Annotated in this window: 14 protein-coding genes, 1 pseudogene and 1 riboswitch; of the genes and pseudogenes, 4 read left to right on the top strand and 11 right to left on the bottom strand. The window is 44.6% G+C overall.

Features of this window, described 5'->3' with window-relative positions:
• Positions 1 to 2 precede the first annotated feature (2 nt).
• Genes BN1765_RS04265 through BN1765_RS04250 form a run of 4 tightly spaced genes read right to left on the bottom strand, consistent with a single transcriptional unit; the run spans position 3 to position 2,801 of the window.
• On the bottom strand, positions 3 to 737 hold the full coding sequence (locus BN1765_RS04265; protein WP_050613996.1) for an ABC transporter ATP-binding protein: 735 nt from the start codon (positions 735 to 737) through the stop codon (positions 3 to 5).
• The gene (locus BN1765_RS04260) at positions 724 to 1,506 is read right to left on the bottom strand and encodes an ABC transporter permease (protein WP_050613995.1); all 783 of its coding nucleotides are present in this window, start codon (positions 1,504 to 1,506) and stop codon (positions 724 to 726) included. Before BN1765_RS04260 ends, BN1765_RS04265 begins: the two co-directional genes overlap by 14 nt.
• Positions 1,503 to 1,784, bottom strand: a complete 282-nt coding sequence (locus tag BN1765_RS04255; protein ID WP_050613994.1) for a thiamine-binding protein — start codon at positions 1,782 to 1,784, stop codon at positions 1,503 to 1,505. The genes BN1765_RS04260 and BN1765_RS04255 overlap by 4 nt, the downstream gene beginning before the upstream one ends.
• 24 nt (positions 1,785 to 1,808) lie before the next feature.
• The gene (locus BN1765_RS04250; RefSeq protein WP_187119421.1) at positions 1,809 to 2,801 is read right to left on the bottom strand and encodes an ABC transporter substrate-binding protein; all 993 of its coding nucleotides are present in this window, start codon (positions 2,799 to 2,801) and stop codon (positions 1,809 to 1,811) included.
• Between the two features lie 155 nt (positions 2,802 to 2,956).
• Positions 2,957 to 3,068, bottom strand: a riboswitch (TPP riboswitch).
• Between the two features lie 250 nt (positions 3,069 to 3,318).
• Between BN1765_RS04250 and BN1765_RS04240 the strand changes: the two genes are divergently transcribed.
• Complete coding sequence (locus BN1765_RS04240) at positions 3,319 to 3,867, top strand: thioredoxin family protein (protein ID WP_050613992.1); 549 nt, start codon at positions 3,319 to 3,321, stop codon at positions 3,865 to 3,867.
• A gap of 74 nt (positions 3,868 to 3,941) precedes the next feature.
• On the opposite strand, the gene fabG is transcribed toward BN1765_RS04240, so the two are convergent.
• On the bottom strand, positions 3,942 to 4,682 hold the full coding sequence (gene fabG / locus BN1765_RS04235; RefSeq protein WP_050613991.1) for a 3-oxoacyl-ACP reductase FabG: 741 nt from the start codon (positions 4,680 to 4,682) through the stop codon (positions 3,942 to 3,944).
• A gap of 141 nt (positions 4,683 to 4,823) precedes the next feature.
• On the opposite strand from fabG, the gene BN1765_RS04230 reads away from it, so the two are divergent.
• Positions 4,824 to 5,096 (top strand): acylphosphatase, encoded by a 273-nt coding sequence (locus tag BN1765_RS04230; RefSeq protein ID WP_050613990.1) that lies wholly within the window; start codon positions 4,824 to 4,826, stop codon positions 5,094 to 5,096.
• Positions 5,097 to 5,138: 42 nt separating this feature from the next.
• Here the strand turns inward: BN1765_RS04230 and abc-f are convergent, their stop codons facing one another.
• On the bottom strand, positions 5,139 to 6,764 hold the full coding sequence (gene abc-f, locus BN1765_RS04225; RefSeq protein WP_050613989.1) for a ribosomal protection-like ABC-F family protein: 1,626 nt from the start codon (positions 6,762 to 6,764) through the stop codon (positions 5,139 to 5,141).
• Between the two features lie 153 nt (positions 6,765 to 6,917).
• The gene (locus tag BN1765_RS20550) at positions 6,918 to 7,052 is read right to left on the bottom strand and encodes an RAxF-45 family protein (protein ID WP_261797550.1); all 135 of its coding nucleotides are present in this window, start codon (positions 7,050 to 7,052) and stop codon (positions 6,918 to 6,920) included.
• Between the two features lie 135 nt (positions 7,053 to 7,187).
• Between BN1765_RS20550 and BN1765_RS04220 the strand changes: the two genes are divergently transcribed.
• Positions 7,188 to 7,922, top strand: coding sequence for a tryptophan-rich sensory protein (locus BN1765_RS04220; RefSeq protein WP_050613988.1), 735 nt, complete (start codon positions 7,188 to 7,190; stop codon positions 7,920 to 7,922).
• A gap of 97 nt (positions 7,923 to 8,019) precedes the next feature.
• On the opposite strand, the gene megL is transcribed toward BN1765_RS04220, so the two are convergent.
• On the bottom strand, positions 8,020 to 9,207 hold the full coding sequence (gene megL, locus BN1765_RS04215; RefSeq protein WP_050613987.1) for a methionine gamma-lyase: 1,188 nt from the start codon (positions 9,205 to 9,207) through the stop codon (positions 8,020 to 8,022).
• Between the two features lie 167 nt (positions 9,208 to 9,374).
• Between megL and BN1765_RS04210 the strand changes: the two genes are divergently transcribed.
• Positions 9,375 to 9,794, top strand: coding sequence for a hypothetical protein (locus BN1765_RS04210; protein WP_050613986.1), 420 nt, complete (start codon positions 9,375 to 9,377; stop codon positions 9,792 to 9,794).
• A gap of 138 nt (positions 9,795 to 9,932) precedes the next feature.
• Here BN1765_RS04210 and BN1765_RS04205 read toward each other — a convergent pair whose 3' ends face one another.
• From BN1765_RS04205 to putP, 3 genes and pseudogenes are all read right to left on the bottom strand, one after another.
• Positions 9,933 to 11,120, bottom strand: a complete 1,188-nt coding sequence (locus tag BN1765_RS04205; protein WP_050613985.1) for a DEAD/DEAH box helicase — start codon at positions 11,118 to 11,120, stop codon at positions 9,933 to 9,935.
• Between the two features lie 478 nt (positions 11,121 to 11,598).
• Positions 11,599 to 12,519, bottom strand: a pseudogene (locus BN1765_RS04200) (sodium:solute symporter family transporter); the annotation flags it as partial.
• Positions 12,520 to 12,720: 201 nt separating this feature from the next.
• On the bottom strand, positions 12,721 to 14,223 hold the full coding sequence (gene putP, locus BN1765_RS04195; RefSeq protein ID WP_050613984.1) for a sodium/proline symporter PutP: 1,503 nt from the start codon (positions 14,221 to 14,223) through the stop codon (positions 12,721 to 12,723).
• Positions 14,224 to 14,400: the final 177 nt, after the last annotated feature.

Genomic DNA, 14,400 nt, shown 5'->3' with positions numbered 1-14,400 from the left:
ATTCATCGCTCCTTCAATAACGCATAGAGCTCCTGCTTCAATTGGATAAAAGCCGGCTCCAGTGCCATTTCTTCTCTCCGCGGCCGCGCAAAAGGAACGGCAACCTTTGTAACGATAGATGCAGGCTTGGATGACAAGACATAAATGGTATCCGATAAATAAATGGCTTCCTCTATGCTGTGGGTGATGAAAAGGACCGATCTGCGGTTCTTTTCCCATACATTCAATAACCAGTTCTGCATAGACAGGCGAGTAAGCTCATCTAAAGCGGAAAAAGGCTCATCCAGCAGCATCAATTTCTGCGGGCTTGCCAGGCTTCTCAGAAAAGCGACTCTTTGCTTCATCCCTCCGGACAGCTGATGGGGCAGCGCATTCGCATATTCTGCCAGTCCTGCTTTCTCCAGCAATTTTTTTGCTTCACCTTTATCTGCCTTTTTTGAAGCTAGCTCTGCACCTAGCACCACATTGTCCAACACCGAACGCCAAGGTAGCAGTGCAGGTTGCTGCGGCATGTAGCTGATATGGCCCTTTTCTCCGATAATCTCTCTTCCATCCAGTAAAATCTCGCCCCGCTCAGGCCGATACAGGCCGCCAATCAAGTGGAAAAGCGTACTTTTACCGCTTCCAGAGGGGCCAAGAATGCTGACAAACTCCCCATCATTCACCTGTAAGGAAAGATCGGATAAGACTTTTTGATCATGGCTGTAAGCATAAGATACATGTTTAATGTCGAGCATCTCGTTCTTGGTCCTCCCTTCTTTTCCATGAAACTGTATATTTCTCCAAAAGTGAAATACACAAGAAGAATAACAAGCTTAATGCCATGACGATGAAGATGGCAACAAATACACGATCCGTCCGGAAAGACTTGGATGCCATCGTCATATAGACTCCGATTCCCTGCTTTGCGCCGAGCCATTCGGAAATAACCGCACCCATGACACTGTATGTGGCGGCAATCTTCAATCCGGAAAAAACAAAAGGAAAGGAATGTGGAAGCTCCAGTTTCCAAAATAATTGCCGTTTGCTTGCGCCCATCATCTCAAAATAATGCTTCAACTCATATGGGGTTTGCCGCAATCCATCCAACGCGGCAACAGCCACCGGGAAAAAACAGACAAGCGTAATGACGATTAATTTCGGCAACAGCCCGAATCCGAACCAGATGACCAATAAGGGAGCCAGCACAATAATTGGCACATTCTGCGACAATATCAACAAAGGATACACTGCATCCTTGACAGCCGGAAATAAATGAAGGGACGCAGCCAAAAGCAGCCCGATTGCACTGCCGATCATTAAACCTAAAAGCGACAGCTCAACAGTCGATGCCAATTGCTCCATGATCCGGCTAGAGTCTGCCGCTCCTTCTTTAAAAATGGCGGAAGGAGCCGGCAGCAGCCAGGTTTCGACTTTAAAGATTCGAACAATCAATTCCCAGAGGATTAATAAACTTAAAAGAAGAAAGAAGGGTGCACCCTTCTTCCATAAAGAACGTTTTTTCATCTGTATTTCTCCGTTAACGTGCCCAGTGTAATTCCTTCGGGCTGGAAGAGAATTTTGACTTGCGAGATTACATTGGGCGAACCTAGTTCAATCATGCGATGATTCATTTTTTCGATAACCTGCAGCAATTCCGCCAGGTCTCCTTCCATCGTTGTTTCCAATGGATGGACTTCATACTTCACACCTGAATCATGGATGACAGCAATCGCTTCATCCACCAGCTCGATCACATGATTGCCCTTTGGGATTATTTGCACGCTCACTAATGCATTAGCCATTATTTATTCCTCCCGTCTCGTCTCTTATTTTTTTGGCAAGAAATCATTGGTAAAGGCTTCTTCCGGGTTGAAGTCCCCTTCAAGCAGCTTGTTTTCTTTCATCCACTCTCCATAGTCCTTCCAGACGGAAAGTTTCTGAAGACCCCATTGCTTAGCGTCATCCTGATATTTGGATGCAAGCCACTCTTGGCTTTTCTTGACTAATTCCTGATCAAGATCAGGCTCTGCTTTTGTCAGAATGTCTGCCGCTTGGTCCGGATGGTCAATGGAGAACTCATATCCTTTGGACACAGCCGCAACAAAGGCTTTGACTGTATCCGGCTCTTTAGCGATCATTTTTTCGCTTGTCGTCAGAACCGGCGTGTAGTAATCGAGCTTATCGCTATAATCCTTCACATACAGCATATTGAGCTTTTCCCCTCTCAGCTCCGCTTCAATCCCTGTCCAAGCATAATAAATCCACGCAAAATCGATGTCCCTTTTCACTGCTGTAAAATAATCCGTATCGCCTATGTTCAAGATGTCCACTTTTTTCACATTGGCATTTTCTTTTTCCATGATGGATTTCATGATTGCTTCTTCAACAGGTGATCCATAGCTACCGTATTTTTTTCCCTCGAAGTCTTTTGGACTCTTCATATTCTTGCTTGCAGGAGAGGCAAATCCGGAGGTATTGTGTTGGATGATGGCAGCGATTGACACAAGCGGCACCCCTTGAGCGCGGGCCTGGGTCAATCCTTCCTGGTAGCCTATGCCGAAATCAGCTTTGCCGGAAGCAACAAGCTGGTCTGCCCCAGTCTCGCCCGGCTTAACGATTTCCACGTCCAGTCCCTGTTCTTTAAAATACCCTTTTTCTTTCGCTACATATAAGCCTGTATGATTGGTATTGGGCGTCCAATCAAGGACGACTGTCACTTTCTTTAATCCATTGCCCTCTTTTGATGATTCGTCATTAGAAGAGCTGCAGCCAGCTAATACCATCATCACAGCCAGCAGTATAAACAGCACTTTTTTCACTAGTGTTCCTCCTCCTTGGATACTCAAACATGTGAAGTTGAAGACTGTTTTACTTTGGCAAAAACCGTCTTCGCCCTTGGTGCTCAACGCTGTAACACAATAAAAAACGCCCGAAATCATGTTTTCGGACGTGAGCATGCATTACGCAGTGTTCCCAAGCAGTAATAAATGTTCCCTCCGCTGGCATAACCCAGATCAGGTTCAAAGAGTCAGCATCTGAAACGGATGCAATCTCAGCCGGCAACACCGGCCCCTCCACATGTTGAATTCTATCGTTTTTCAACGCTATTATAACAAATAAACAATGAAATGCAAAAAACTTAAACAATTCAATCTACCATGCTAATCTAATAACAATATAGCCTAAGCGCATTCCATATGCCGATTGGTTCAACTGATCGATTTCTTACTGTCGCTTGATCTTCCCGCTTACACTCCTTTGCCTCACTCTCCTTTAAAAGAGGAAGCCTCAGCGCCAGATAGAACGGGTTATAAAAAAGAAGCAAGGGGGATATTTATGGATTTACGTACATGGTTCGACAAAGGGTACAATGAGCAGGAGTATATTGACTACATGCAAACAAATAAGGACAATATGTTGCAAATCAAAGAGCAATTCACGCTGCATTCTCCGCAGAAGGCAGGGCTGCTGAAGCCCCACCGCCTTCGCGCATTGGTTTTGACGGCCGACTGGTGCGGCGATGCCATGGTCAACCTGCCTGTATTCATGGCCATTGCACATGAAGCTGGCATTGAAGCCCGCTATCTGATCCGCGATGAGAATCTCGATTTAATGGATCAATATTTGACGAATGGCACTGCCCGCTCCATCCCGATCATCATCCTTGCCGATGAAGAAGGAAATGAAGTAGCCAAATGGGGCCCGCGGGCACCGTCTGTCCAACAAAAAGTCACGGAACTGCGTGCAGGACTGCCGGCTAAAGACGATCCTGCCTACGAGGAAGCCTTTAAATCACATATTGGAAAAATGAGGGAACTTTATGTATCTGACCCTTCTATTTGGAGAGAAATCGAAGAGGATATGCTACAGACATTTGCCCAGTAAGAGCGAAGCTGGCTACAGGAGATCAGACAGCTATAAACCGCCGGAACTATTCCAGCGGTTTTTTGGTTTCTTCTTCACATCATGATGCCGCCGTCCACCTCTATGACAGTCCCATTGATGTACTTAGCCTCATTGGAAGCTAGAAACAAGTAGGCATTAGCGATGTCTTCCGGCTTACCCAACCGCTGAAGCGATACGATGTTTTTCACCTGGGCCAGCAGCTGCTCCGGCACGCTCTCGATCATTGACGTCTCAATGAAACCTGGAGCCAACGCATTTACTGTGATGCCTTTTCTCCCTAATTCTTTTGCCCATGTTTTTGTCATGCCGATCAGGCCTGCTTTTGCTGCGGAGTAGTTTGTCTGTCCAATATTGCCGTTCAGTCCCGCTGCCGAAGAAGTATTGATGATGCGTCCTTGCCCACTCTCAATAAGATATGGCACAGCAGCCTGGGTACAATGGAAGACACCAGTCAGATTGACATCAATCACGGCTTGAAAATCCTCTGGTTTCATCTTGGAAAGCATAGCATCTCTGGTTATTCCCGCATTGTTAACAAGGATATCTATGCCGCCAAAACGGTCAGCCACACCGGCAACCATTTGATTCACACTTTCCCGGTTTGCTACATCCACCTGAAAAAAAGCTACACGATCGCGGTAAGTGTCCAACCCTGCCAAACGGGCTTCCATCCCTTCCGCTTTAAAATCGGCAATCGCCACTTTAGCTCCCTCTCTAAGGAACAAATTGACAGCTTCCCATCCGATTCCATTCGCTCCACCTGTGATGATTGCTACTTTATTTTCCAATCGCATCCTGTCCATCCCCCTTTTCCTATTGCTTTTCATCATTATTCTAACATATATATGGAAAATACTGTTTGTTTATACAAGTGAGAAACGTGCTATGGTACCATATAAGCAAGCTAACGTTCACATAATGAAAGGGTTGATCAGATGCGTACAGTAGCAATGACCATTCAAGGACATGTGCAAGGTGTGGGATTCCGTTTTTTCACACAAACGACCGCAGTCGCCTATGATATTAAAGGCTGGGTGCGCAATCTGAACAATGGGGACGTCGAATTGGAAGCGGAGGGTCCCGATCGCCAGATGGAGACATTTATCCGGAAAATATCAGAAGGCCCGCGTTTCTCTAAGGTAGAACATGTCAGCCTGGCTGACCTCCCGGAACCAAAGGGATATACGGAATTTAAAATCACCAACTAAAGCAAACAAGGACCCTGGCTAAGGGTCCTGTTTGCTTTTCTCCTATTCGTTCCGTTTTTGCTTGGCCCAATCATACGGGCCCTCATAAGCCTGGAGTGTTTCATTCTCCAGCCAAAACGTTTTAGTGAATAATGTATTGAGGAAGTAGCGATCATGCGATACCGCTAAAATGGTTCCTTCAAAAGAATCTAAAGCTGCTTCCAATACTTCTTTTGACTCTATATCCAGATGATTGGTTGGCTCATCTAACAGCAACAGATTCAGGTCACTATGCATTAATTGTGCCAGCCGAAGCCTCATCCGTTCGCCACCGCTCAATCCCCCGACACGCTTGAATACCGATGCCCCATAAAACAGGAATTGCGCAAGGATATGTCGCGCTTCCCCTTCTGCCACAGCCACTTCTTCTCTGAATGTATCAAGCACTGTCATGTCGGGATTCTCATATCGATGATGCTGTGACAGATAACCGATTTTCACATTGCTTCCCATCTTGACTTCCCCTTCATCGGCAGTTGTTTGCCCGAGGCAGATATGCAGCAATGTGCTTTTTCCCGAACCGTTGTCGCCGACTATACAAGCCCGTTGTTTATACTGCAGATGCAAATCTACACTATGGAAAAGGAATTCATCATGAAAAATCTTGGCTATATTCTTCATTTGAATCACTTCTTTCCCGCTTCGAGAACTAGCTTCAAATCGTAAATTCATCTTCTTGCTCTCTATAATCGGTTTTTTCTTCACAGTCATACGGTCCAATGCCCGCTGCATATTAGTCGCCCGTCTATGCAGGCTTTCACTAGGAGGATTGGCGCGGTTGGCCCAATCGCGCAATCGCTTGATGGCCTCCTTCATTTTCTTGATTTTCTTTTGCTGCTCCTGGAATTCCTGAAACTCTGCCAACAGTTTTTTCTCTTTAGCTTCTATGAAGCCAGAATAAGAGTGGTGATAGATGTGAGCTTCTCCCTCTTCAACATCCATGATTTTTGTCACTACTTGATCCAGGAAATAACGGTCATGCGATACAACCATAACCGTTCCTTCATAATAGGCGATGTACTGCTCAAGCCATTCGACAGAAGTGATATCCAGATGGTTGGTCGGCTCATCCAAGAGAAGCAAGTCGGGCTTTTGGAGCAGCATATAGGCTAGGTTTACTTTCGTACGCTCCCCTCCGCTCATTTGGCTGAAACGATTTTGCAGCAAAGGCTTGATTTTCAGTCCATTCGCTACTTTTTCGATCTTTGATTCAATCTCATAGCCGCCAAGCTCCATATATCGAGCCTGAAGATTGCCGTAGGAGTCCAGCCACTTGCCCATCTGCTCTTCACTTGCTTCTGTGGATAGCTTGATTTCCAGTTCGGCCATCTGCAACTTTAGCTGATTGACCGAGTCAAATGCTGAATGGAGGACTTCCAAGCACGTCCAACTCTCCGGAAAATCGGGAATTTGGGCTAAGTACCCGATTCTAGTACCCTTTTTAATAGCAATCGTCCCTTCATCACTCTTTTCCAAACCTGCGATTAGTTTCAAAATAGTACTTTTCCCGCTTCCATTGGCCCCTACTACTCCGATTCTTTCTTTTTCCTGAATCTCAAAAGAAAGGTTTGTAAATACCGGGCTTCCTCCAAACATCTTCTTAACTGATTGACATGCACAAATCGTCATAGCTCATTCTCCTTTTTATACGCCAAAAAAGCCATAGCTGATGCGTGTAACGCATTGCCATGGCTTTAGCACAATTTCACTATTTGCTTAAAAACAACAAAAAAAGAGCCTGCGCTCTCTTCTTGTACGTTACTTCATATGGTGAAGAGGCAATTACGTTCCATTTTCATATGCAGTTGTTCTAAAAAAGGGCAGACTTCTCCCTTGAACAAGTGCAGCATGAAAAATTGCCTTGCATATATACAAAAACGCTAAAATGACGATACGCAACGCGATTGAACGTTCCATTACCCCGACACCTCCTTTTTTTCTGAATAATCTATTTTTAGTATATATTGGTTTTTTATTGTTGACAAGTATAGCCGTAAAAAAGGTTATGGCCTAAAGGATTGTGGAATAATAATGCTATGAAGGAGGGATAAAATGATCGCTTTGTGGTTAAATATCATTACATTTATCCTCGTTGTTATTGTCAATACATTCAGTGAGACATTACCTTTAAACGGCAAAACCACGGGAGAGATTTCCAGCCAGCAAAACGTGTTGATTACCCCGGCTGGCTTCACCTTTAGCATATGGAGCCTCATCTACCTTTTGCTCGCTATTTGGGTTATACGGCAATTCTCGCGGAAGCGGCGGAATTCAGCTGCCTACCGCACAGCATCCCCTTATTTTGTAGCAGTCAATATTTTTAATATCGCCTGGATATTCGTTTGGCATTATGAACAATTCCTTGCCAGCGTGATTGTTATGATCCTGCTCTTGGTTTCTTTGATTTTACTTTATACAAGAATCAAAAAAGTCCAGCATACGCTATGGGACTATCTTCCATTTTCTTTCTACCTCGGTTGGATTACCGTAGCCACGATCGTTAACGTCGCTTATTACCTAACCTATATCGGTTGGAACGGTTTCGGTATTTCCGATGAGATTTGGACCTATATCATGCTCGCAGTTGCAGCCGGCATCGCCCTCGCCTTCCGCTATGCTCAGCGGGATTGGTTTTTTCCGTTAGTGACGATTTGGGCATTTTTTGGCATCGGCATAAAAAACTGGGACAGCCATGCATCCGTAGCTTACACAGCATTTGCACTGGCAGCCATACTTCTGATTAGCCTGCCACTGCTAAGAAAAAGAAAAACATCATCATTCTACTGAGCATTAGAGGGACATCAATCAACTTTCTAAACAAGAGTAAAGCAAGCGGAAATAACCTGCCAATCTGTAGATGACGGCAGGTTTTTCTTTTAAAGCATTAGGCAAGCGAATCCAAAGCTTGCTTTAAGTCTTCCCATATATCTTCCCATGCCTCCAGGCCGACCGACAAGCGGATCAGTTGATCGCTGATGCCCATTTCAAGACGATTAGCAAGCGGGATGACAGAATGCGTCATCGTAGCGGGATGCTGAATCAACGTTTCGGTATCGCCAAGGCTTACAGCAATCTTTATGAGCTGCAGCGCATTCAGGAAGCGCTGGGCGTCTTTTTTGCTGCCATTCATTTCGAAGGAAATGAGGCCCCCGCCCTTACGCATTTGCTTTTGCGTGATGAGAAAATCAGGGTGTTCTTCATCTCCAGGAAAATAGACAGCTTTGACACGCTTGTGCTCCTTCAGACGGCTAAAGATTTTTTCAGCGTTCTCGCAATGGCGATCCATGCGGACAGGAAGGGTTTTTAATCCCCTGGTCAATAACCAGGCGTCGAAAGGGGAAATGATGCCGCCGATATCTTTTTGGGTCGTTCCCCGGATATGCTCCATGCGCTCGCGGCTGCCAACCACTACGCCGGCAACAACGTCGCCGTGGCCGCCAATATATTTTGTGGCGCTATGCAATACAATGTCACACCCAAGTTCCAACGGCTTTTGTAAGTATGGTGTAGAAAACGTATTATCTACTATGACGGGGATATTATGTTCTTTGGCAACAGCCGCAACCATACTTAAATCAATCACTTTCATCGTTGGATTGATAGGTGTTTCAATATACATGCAGCTGGTTTGCGGAGTGATCAATTGGCGCAATTCTTCTTCATTGCTCAGCCAGCTGAATGAATGGGAGATATTATATTTCTCTTCCATCAATTGAAGCAGGCCAAATGTACAGCCATAAAGCCCTTGTGAGCAAATAATATGGTCTCCGGCCTTTGTTAAAGAAAGCAATACCGCTGATACTGCAGCCATGCCGGAGCCAAATGCCAAAGCTGCTTCCCCGCCTTCAAGGATGGCCATTTTTTCTTCAAGGACCCTTACTGTCGGGTTCCCGAGCCGCGAGTAAATAAATCCATCCGCTTCCCCGGCAAAGCGCTGCTCCCCTTGTTCGGCATTTTCAAAAGTAAATGTGGATGTTTGGTAAAGAGGGACTGAAAGACTGCCTGCATGTTGTTTGGAATCATAGCCATGATGAATGACAGCGGTTTCAAAATGCTTATATTTTTTATCCATGAACGTATCTCCTTTGTCTTTCACTTTCCATCTTCCATTGTATGACAATTTCGTTTAAAATGTAATAAATTACTAAATATATTGTATATGATCGTGCATCATGAACGGTACCCTTTATGCATACAAGTAAAGGTGACAAAGATTTCCCTCAATGGGGAGGTATTCATATGAAACAGACAAAAAAACTAGTTGTTCCCGTCTGCCTTGTTATTTACACCATCATCGCCTCCTGCGCAGATATGCAATTAACCGCCCATTATACAAAACTCGCAGCTTCTACTCTAACAATTCCACCTTATCCCTTTCTCCATCAACTAGTTTTTGCGCCAATCGGAAGTATCCTCGGAATGAACACGCTGATTCAACAGTCGCAGAAAGAAGGCAAATGGAGGTTCAATATCCTATTATTTTTGCTTCTATTTCTGCCGTCTGTCTATGTCGCTTTTCAACCCTATTTCTTTTTTCGAGTGCCATGGCTTGCTTTTCTACATGAGGCAGAGTGGATTAAGTCGCCTCTTTGGATTGCCGCATCGATCATTGTTGGTTATTCCATCGTTTCACCGTGGGAAAAGAAAGTACAGAAATAAAAAACGGCTTCAATTCCTCCTTTTGAAATGTGAGCGACGGTTGAACTATAAAACGTTTCGGCATATAAACCGACATCATTTCATTTCAACAACGCGAAAAAAAAACACCGCCTCCCTATGAGAACGGTGTTTGGACGTTTATTTCTTTTTCCCAGCTGGGCGTTTTTGGGGAGCTGCCTTTTTCAAGACAGGGCGTTCATCGACAATCTGTCCCTTAAAGAACTCTTTTTTCTTCACTTCGATCCCCAATTGGCGTGCCAGCTGCTTTAGGCTTTTTTCTTCTGATGGCGTTATGATCGAAATGACCACGCCATCGTTTCCAGCGCGGCCCGTACGTCCGGAACGGTGTGTATATTGCTCGATTGTACGCGGTACGTCGTAATGGACAACCGTCGTCAAGCCTTTAATATCAAGACCGCGCGCCGCTACATCTGTCGAAAGCATCATCGGGAAGTCGCCTTTGCGGAAACCTTTGATGGCTCTTTCACGCTCTGTTTTATTTGTTTCCGCATGAAGAACTGCCACATGCTGATTCTTAAACTTCCATTTCTCCGCAAGAACAGTCATATCTCCAATGTCCCTCATAAAGACCAACGATTTCGTATCGGGTAGCCGTGAGATTTTTTCAAGGATCAGCGGTTTGTCGCGCTTCTCGCAAATAAAATAAATATGCTCTACTTTCCCTGAAAACTGTTCATCTTTCTTGACTGTTATGATTTCAGGATTTTCGGTGAAGCCCGCCAATTTTTCTTTTATTTCCGGAGTGACGGTGGCGGAGAATAATAACAGCTGGCGTTGGTCTTTCATCGTACTTTTGATGATAGCCGCCACTGTTTCATAGTGTTCAGGCACAACCAATGAATCGCCTTCGTCCAGCACAATCGTCTTGACTTCGTGCATTTTAAGCTTTTTTTGCATCATGAGCTCCTGAATCTTCCCAGGAGTCCCGACGATGATGTGCGGTTTCTTCTTTAGCTTTTCCAGCTGCCGCTTGATATTTGCCCCTCCGATGAATGATGCACTGCGCAATCCGCTGCCTGCAGTCCATTTCACCAGCTCCTGATGGATTTGCATAACTAATTCGCGCGAGGAAGCCAATATCACAGCTTGTACATGCATGGCATCCGGCTTTACTTTAGAGAGCAAAGGCAGCAAGTATGCCAAAGTTTTGCCTGTGCCCGTAGGCGACTGGGCAATTACATCCTTTCCTTCCATGATTAAAGGATACGCCTGTTCCTGGATGCTTGTCGCCTTGCTAAAACCTTCTTTCTTCCAAACTTCCTGCAAGAAAACAGGGCATTGCTGTATAAATGAAGAATTTGTCATACATTCGATCTCCTTACCTTCTAATAAAGTGAAACTTTGATCTGTGGGATGTTCTTCCTCCACAGATCATTAGTTGAACCAATCGGATTCTTACTGGCGCTTGATCTCCCACACATACTTCTTAACGCATCTTTTGAATCGGGAGCCTTAGCGCCAGTTAGAATGGGATAAAGTGAAACTTTGATCTGTGGGATGTTCTTCCTCCACAGATCATTAGTTGAACCAATCAAGGTTCTTAGTGTCATTTGCTTTCCTATCTAATCATTGTTTCAGTAGCTGTTTCTTCTCTATATTCTCAGCTAATCTACCTTTAATTTCAACGAAAAGTATAAAAAAATTCAATGGGTCTTGTTCGCTTTCCATATGGGTATGCGCTTTTTTGCCCATATTTGTCCACTCTAACACAATGAACAGACAAGTAACATAACTCTACTAAAAAAACTCCGCCGAAAAATTCGGCGGAGCCTTGGCTACAGGATCAATCAGTATGGATCATTCCTTTATCCACTTCTTTTTCAAACTTTGTCTGGCGTGCGGCTTCATTGAATTCCTCTTCAATTTCCGCCGCTGGTTTCTTACTCAGGTTGCTGACAAGTACAATAGCAACCATACCTACGATAAACCCGGGGATAATTTCATAAACGGCATCGAAAGCTTCAATCAATTCCCATACAATCACGGTCACTGCGCCAGCAATGATTCCCGCAAGCGCTCCCCATTTGGTCATTCTCTTCCAATAGAGGCTTAACAGGATGACAGGGCCGAATGCCGCCCCAAATCCTGCCCAGGCGTAGCCCACTAAATCCAAGATTGTTTTGCTTGGATGCAAGGCCATCAGCAGGGCGATGACGGAAACGGCCAGCACTGTAATTCTGCCGACAAGCACTTGTTCCCGGTCGGAGGCTTCTTTGCGCAAAAATGTTTTATACACATCTTTCGTCAAGGCACTTGAAGTGACAAGCAATTGAGATGAAATGGTACTCATCACTGCTGCCAGAATAGCCGCCAAGAGGAAACCTGTAATGATGGAGGGAAATAATTGTTCAGATAATACAATAAAGACGGTCTCCGGATTCTCTAATGTTTGGTTGGTTACTTTAAAATAAGCGATCCCGACTAAACCGGTAAACATCGCACCCACGATGGAGAAAATCATCCACCCCATCCCGACTCTTCTGGCTTTTTTGATTTCCTTAACTGAAGTAATGGCCATAAAGCGGACGATGATGTGCGGCTGCCCAAAATAACCCAGTCCCCATGCAAGCAAGGAGATTATTCCGATAACAGTCGTTCCTTCAAATACTTTGAGGAGAGCAGGATCAATTTCCCTGATTTCCTCAAAGGTCATCGAAGGGTTGCCTATATTCACAATCGCGACAATCGGCACAAGAATNGTAGCTGTTTCTTCTCTATATTCTCAGCTAATCTACCTTTAATTTCAACGAAAAGTATAAAAAAATTCAATGGGTCTTGTTCGCTTTCCATATGGGTATGCGCTTTTTTGCCCATATTTGTCCACTCTAACACAATGAACAGACAAGTAACATAACTCTACTAAAAAAACTCCGCCGAAAAATTCGGCGGAGCCTTGGCTACAGGATCAATCAGTATGGATCATTCCTTTATCCACTTCTTTTTCAAACTTTGTCTGGCGTGCGGCTTCATTGAATTCCTCTTCAATTTCCGCCGCTGGTTTCTTACTCAGGTTGCTGACAAGTACAATAGCAACCATACCTACGATAAACCCGGGGATAATTTCATAAACGGCATCGAAAGCTTCAATCAATTCCCATACAATCACGGTCACTGCGCCAGCAATGATTCCCGCAAGCGCTCCCCATTTGGTCATTCTCTTCCAATAGAGGCTTAACAGGATGACAGGGCCGAATGCCGCCCCAAATCCTGCCCAGGCGTAGCCCACTAAATCCAAGATTGTTTTGCTTGGATGCAAGGCCATCAGCAGGGCGATGACGGAAACGGCCAGCACTGTAATTCTGCCGACAAGCACTTGTTCCCGGTCGGAGGCTTCTTTGCGCAAAAATGTTTTATACACATCTTTCGTCAAGGCACTTGAAGTGACAAGCAATTGAGATGAAATGGTACTCATCACTGCTGCCAGAATAGCCGCCAAGAGGAAACCTGTAATGATGGAGGGAAATAATTGTTCAGATAATACAATAAAGACGGTCTCCGGATTCTCTAATGTTTGGTTGGTTACTTTAAAATAAGCGATCCCGACTAAACCGGTAAACATCGCACCCACGATGGAGAAAATCATCCACCCCATCCCGACTCTTCTGGCTTTTTTGATTTCCTTAACTGAAGTAATGGCCATAAAGCGGACGATGATGTGCGGCTGCCCAAAATAACCCAGTCCCCATGCAAGCAAGGAGATTATTCCGATAACAGTCGTTCCTTCAAATACTTTGAGGAGAGCAGGATCAATTTCCCTGATTTCCTCAAAGGTCATCGAAGGGTTGCCTATATTCACAATCGCGACAATCGGCACAAGAATTAATGCAAGGAACATAATCAGCCCCTGTACCGTATCTGTCCAACTAACAGCAAGGAATCCCCCAAATAAGGTATATAAAATAACAACAGTGGCTGAGATAATGATTCCTGTCCGATAATCCATATCGAATGCCGTCTTAAACAATTTTCCTCCGGCCACCATTCCGGAAGACGTATAAAAAGTAAAAAATACGATAATGACAGCGGCTGATGTGATTCTCAAAACCCTTGACGCATCGTGAAAACGATTCTCTAAATAGTCGGGAATTGTAATAGAGTTCCCCGCCACTTCTGTATACGTTCGAAGGCGCGGTGCTACATAAAGCCAGTTAAAGTAAGCCCCTGTGGACAAACCGACAACAATCCACCCGGAACTAAGACCGCTTACATACATAGAGCCGGGCAGCCCCATCAGCAGCCAGCCGCTCATGTCCGAAGCGCCCGCACTCAACGCTGTCACAACCGGACCAAGCCCGCGCCCTCCCAACATATAGTCAGATAAATCAGTGGTTTTCTTATATGCAAAATACCCTAAAAGCAACATTCCCGCCATGTACACGACAATTGAAACAATAACCCCGTATTCCAAATAAATTCCCCTTTTCTTTGCCATATAATATTGCTTTATCAAAATATTTAGATAATAATTTATTTTTAGAATAACAGAAAATGTAAGGAATGTTAACACGTATTTTTCTTTTTCTAATGTTTTCAGCTCTTTTTACCCATTTTAAATCGTGTTACTCTCTACGTTTATCGCAATTGG

The sequence above is a fragment of the Bacillus testis genome, from assembly GCF_001243895.1.
Lineage (GTDB): Bacteria > Bacillota > Bacilli > Bacillales > DSM-1321 > Bacillus_AD > Bacillus_AD testis.
Note: the sequence above shows the minus strand (reverse complement) of the source record. Positions and strands in the feature narration are given on the sequence as shown.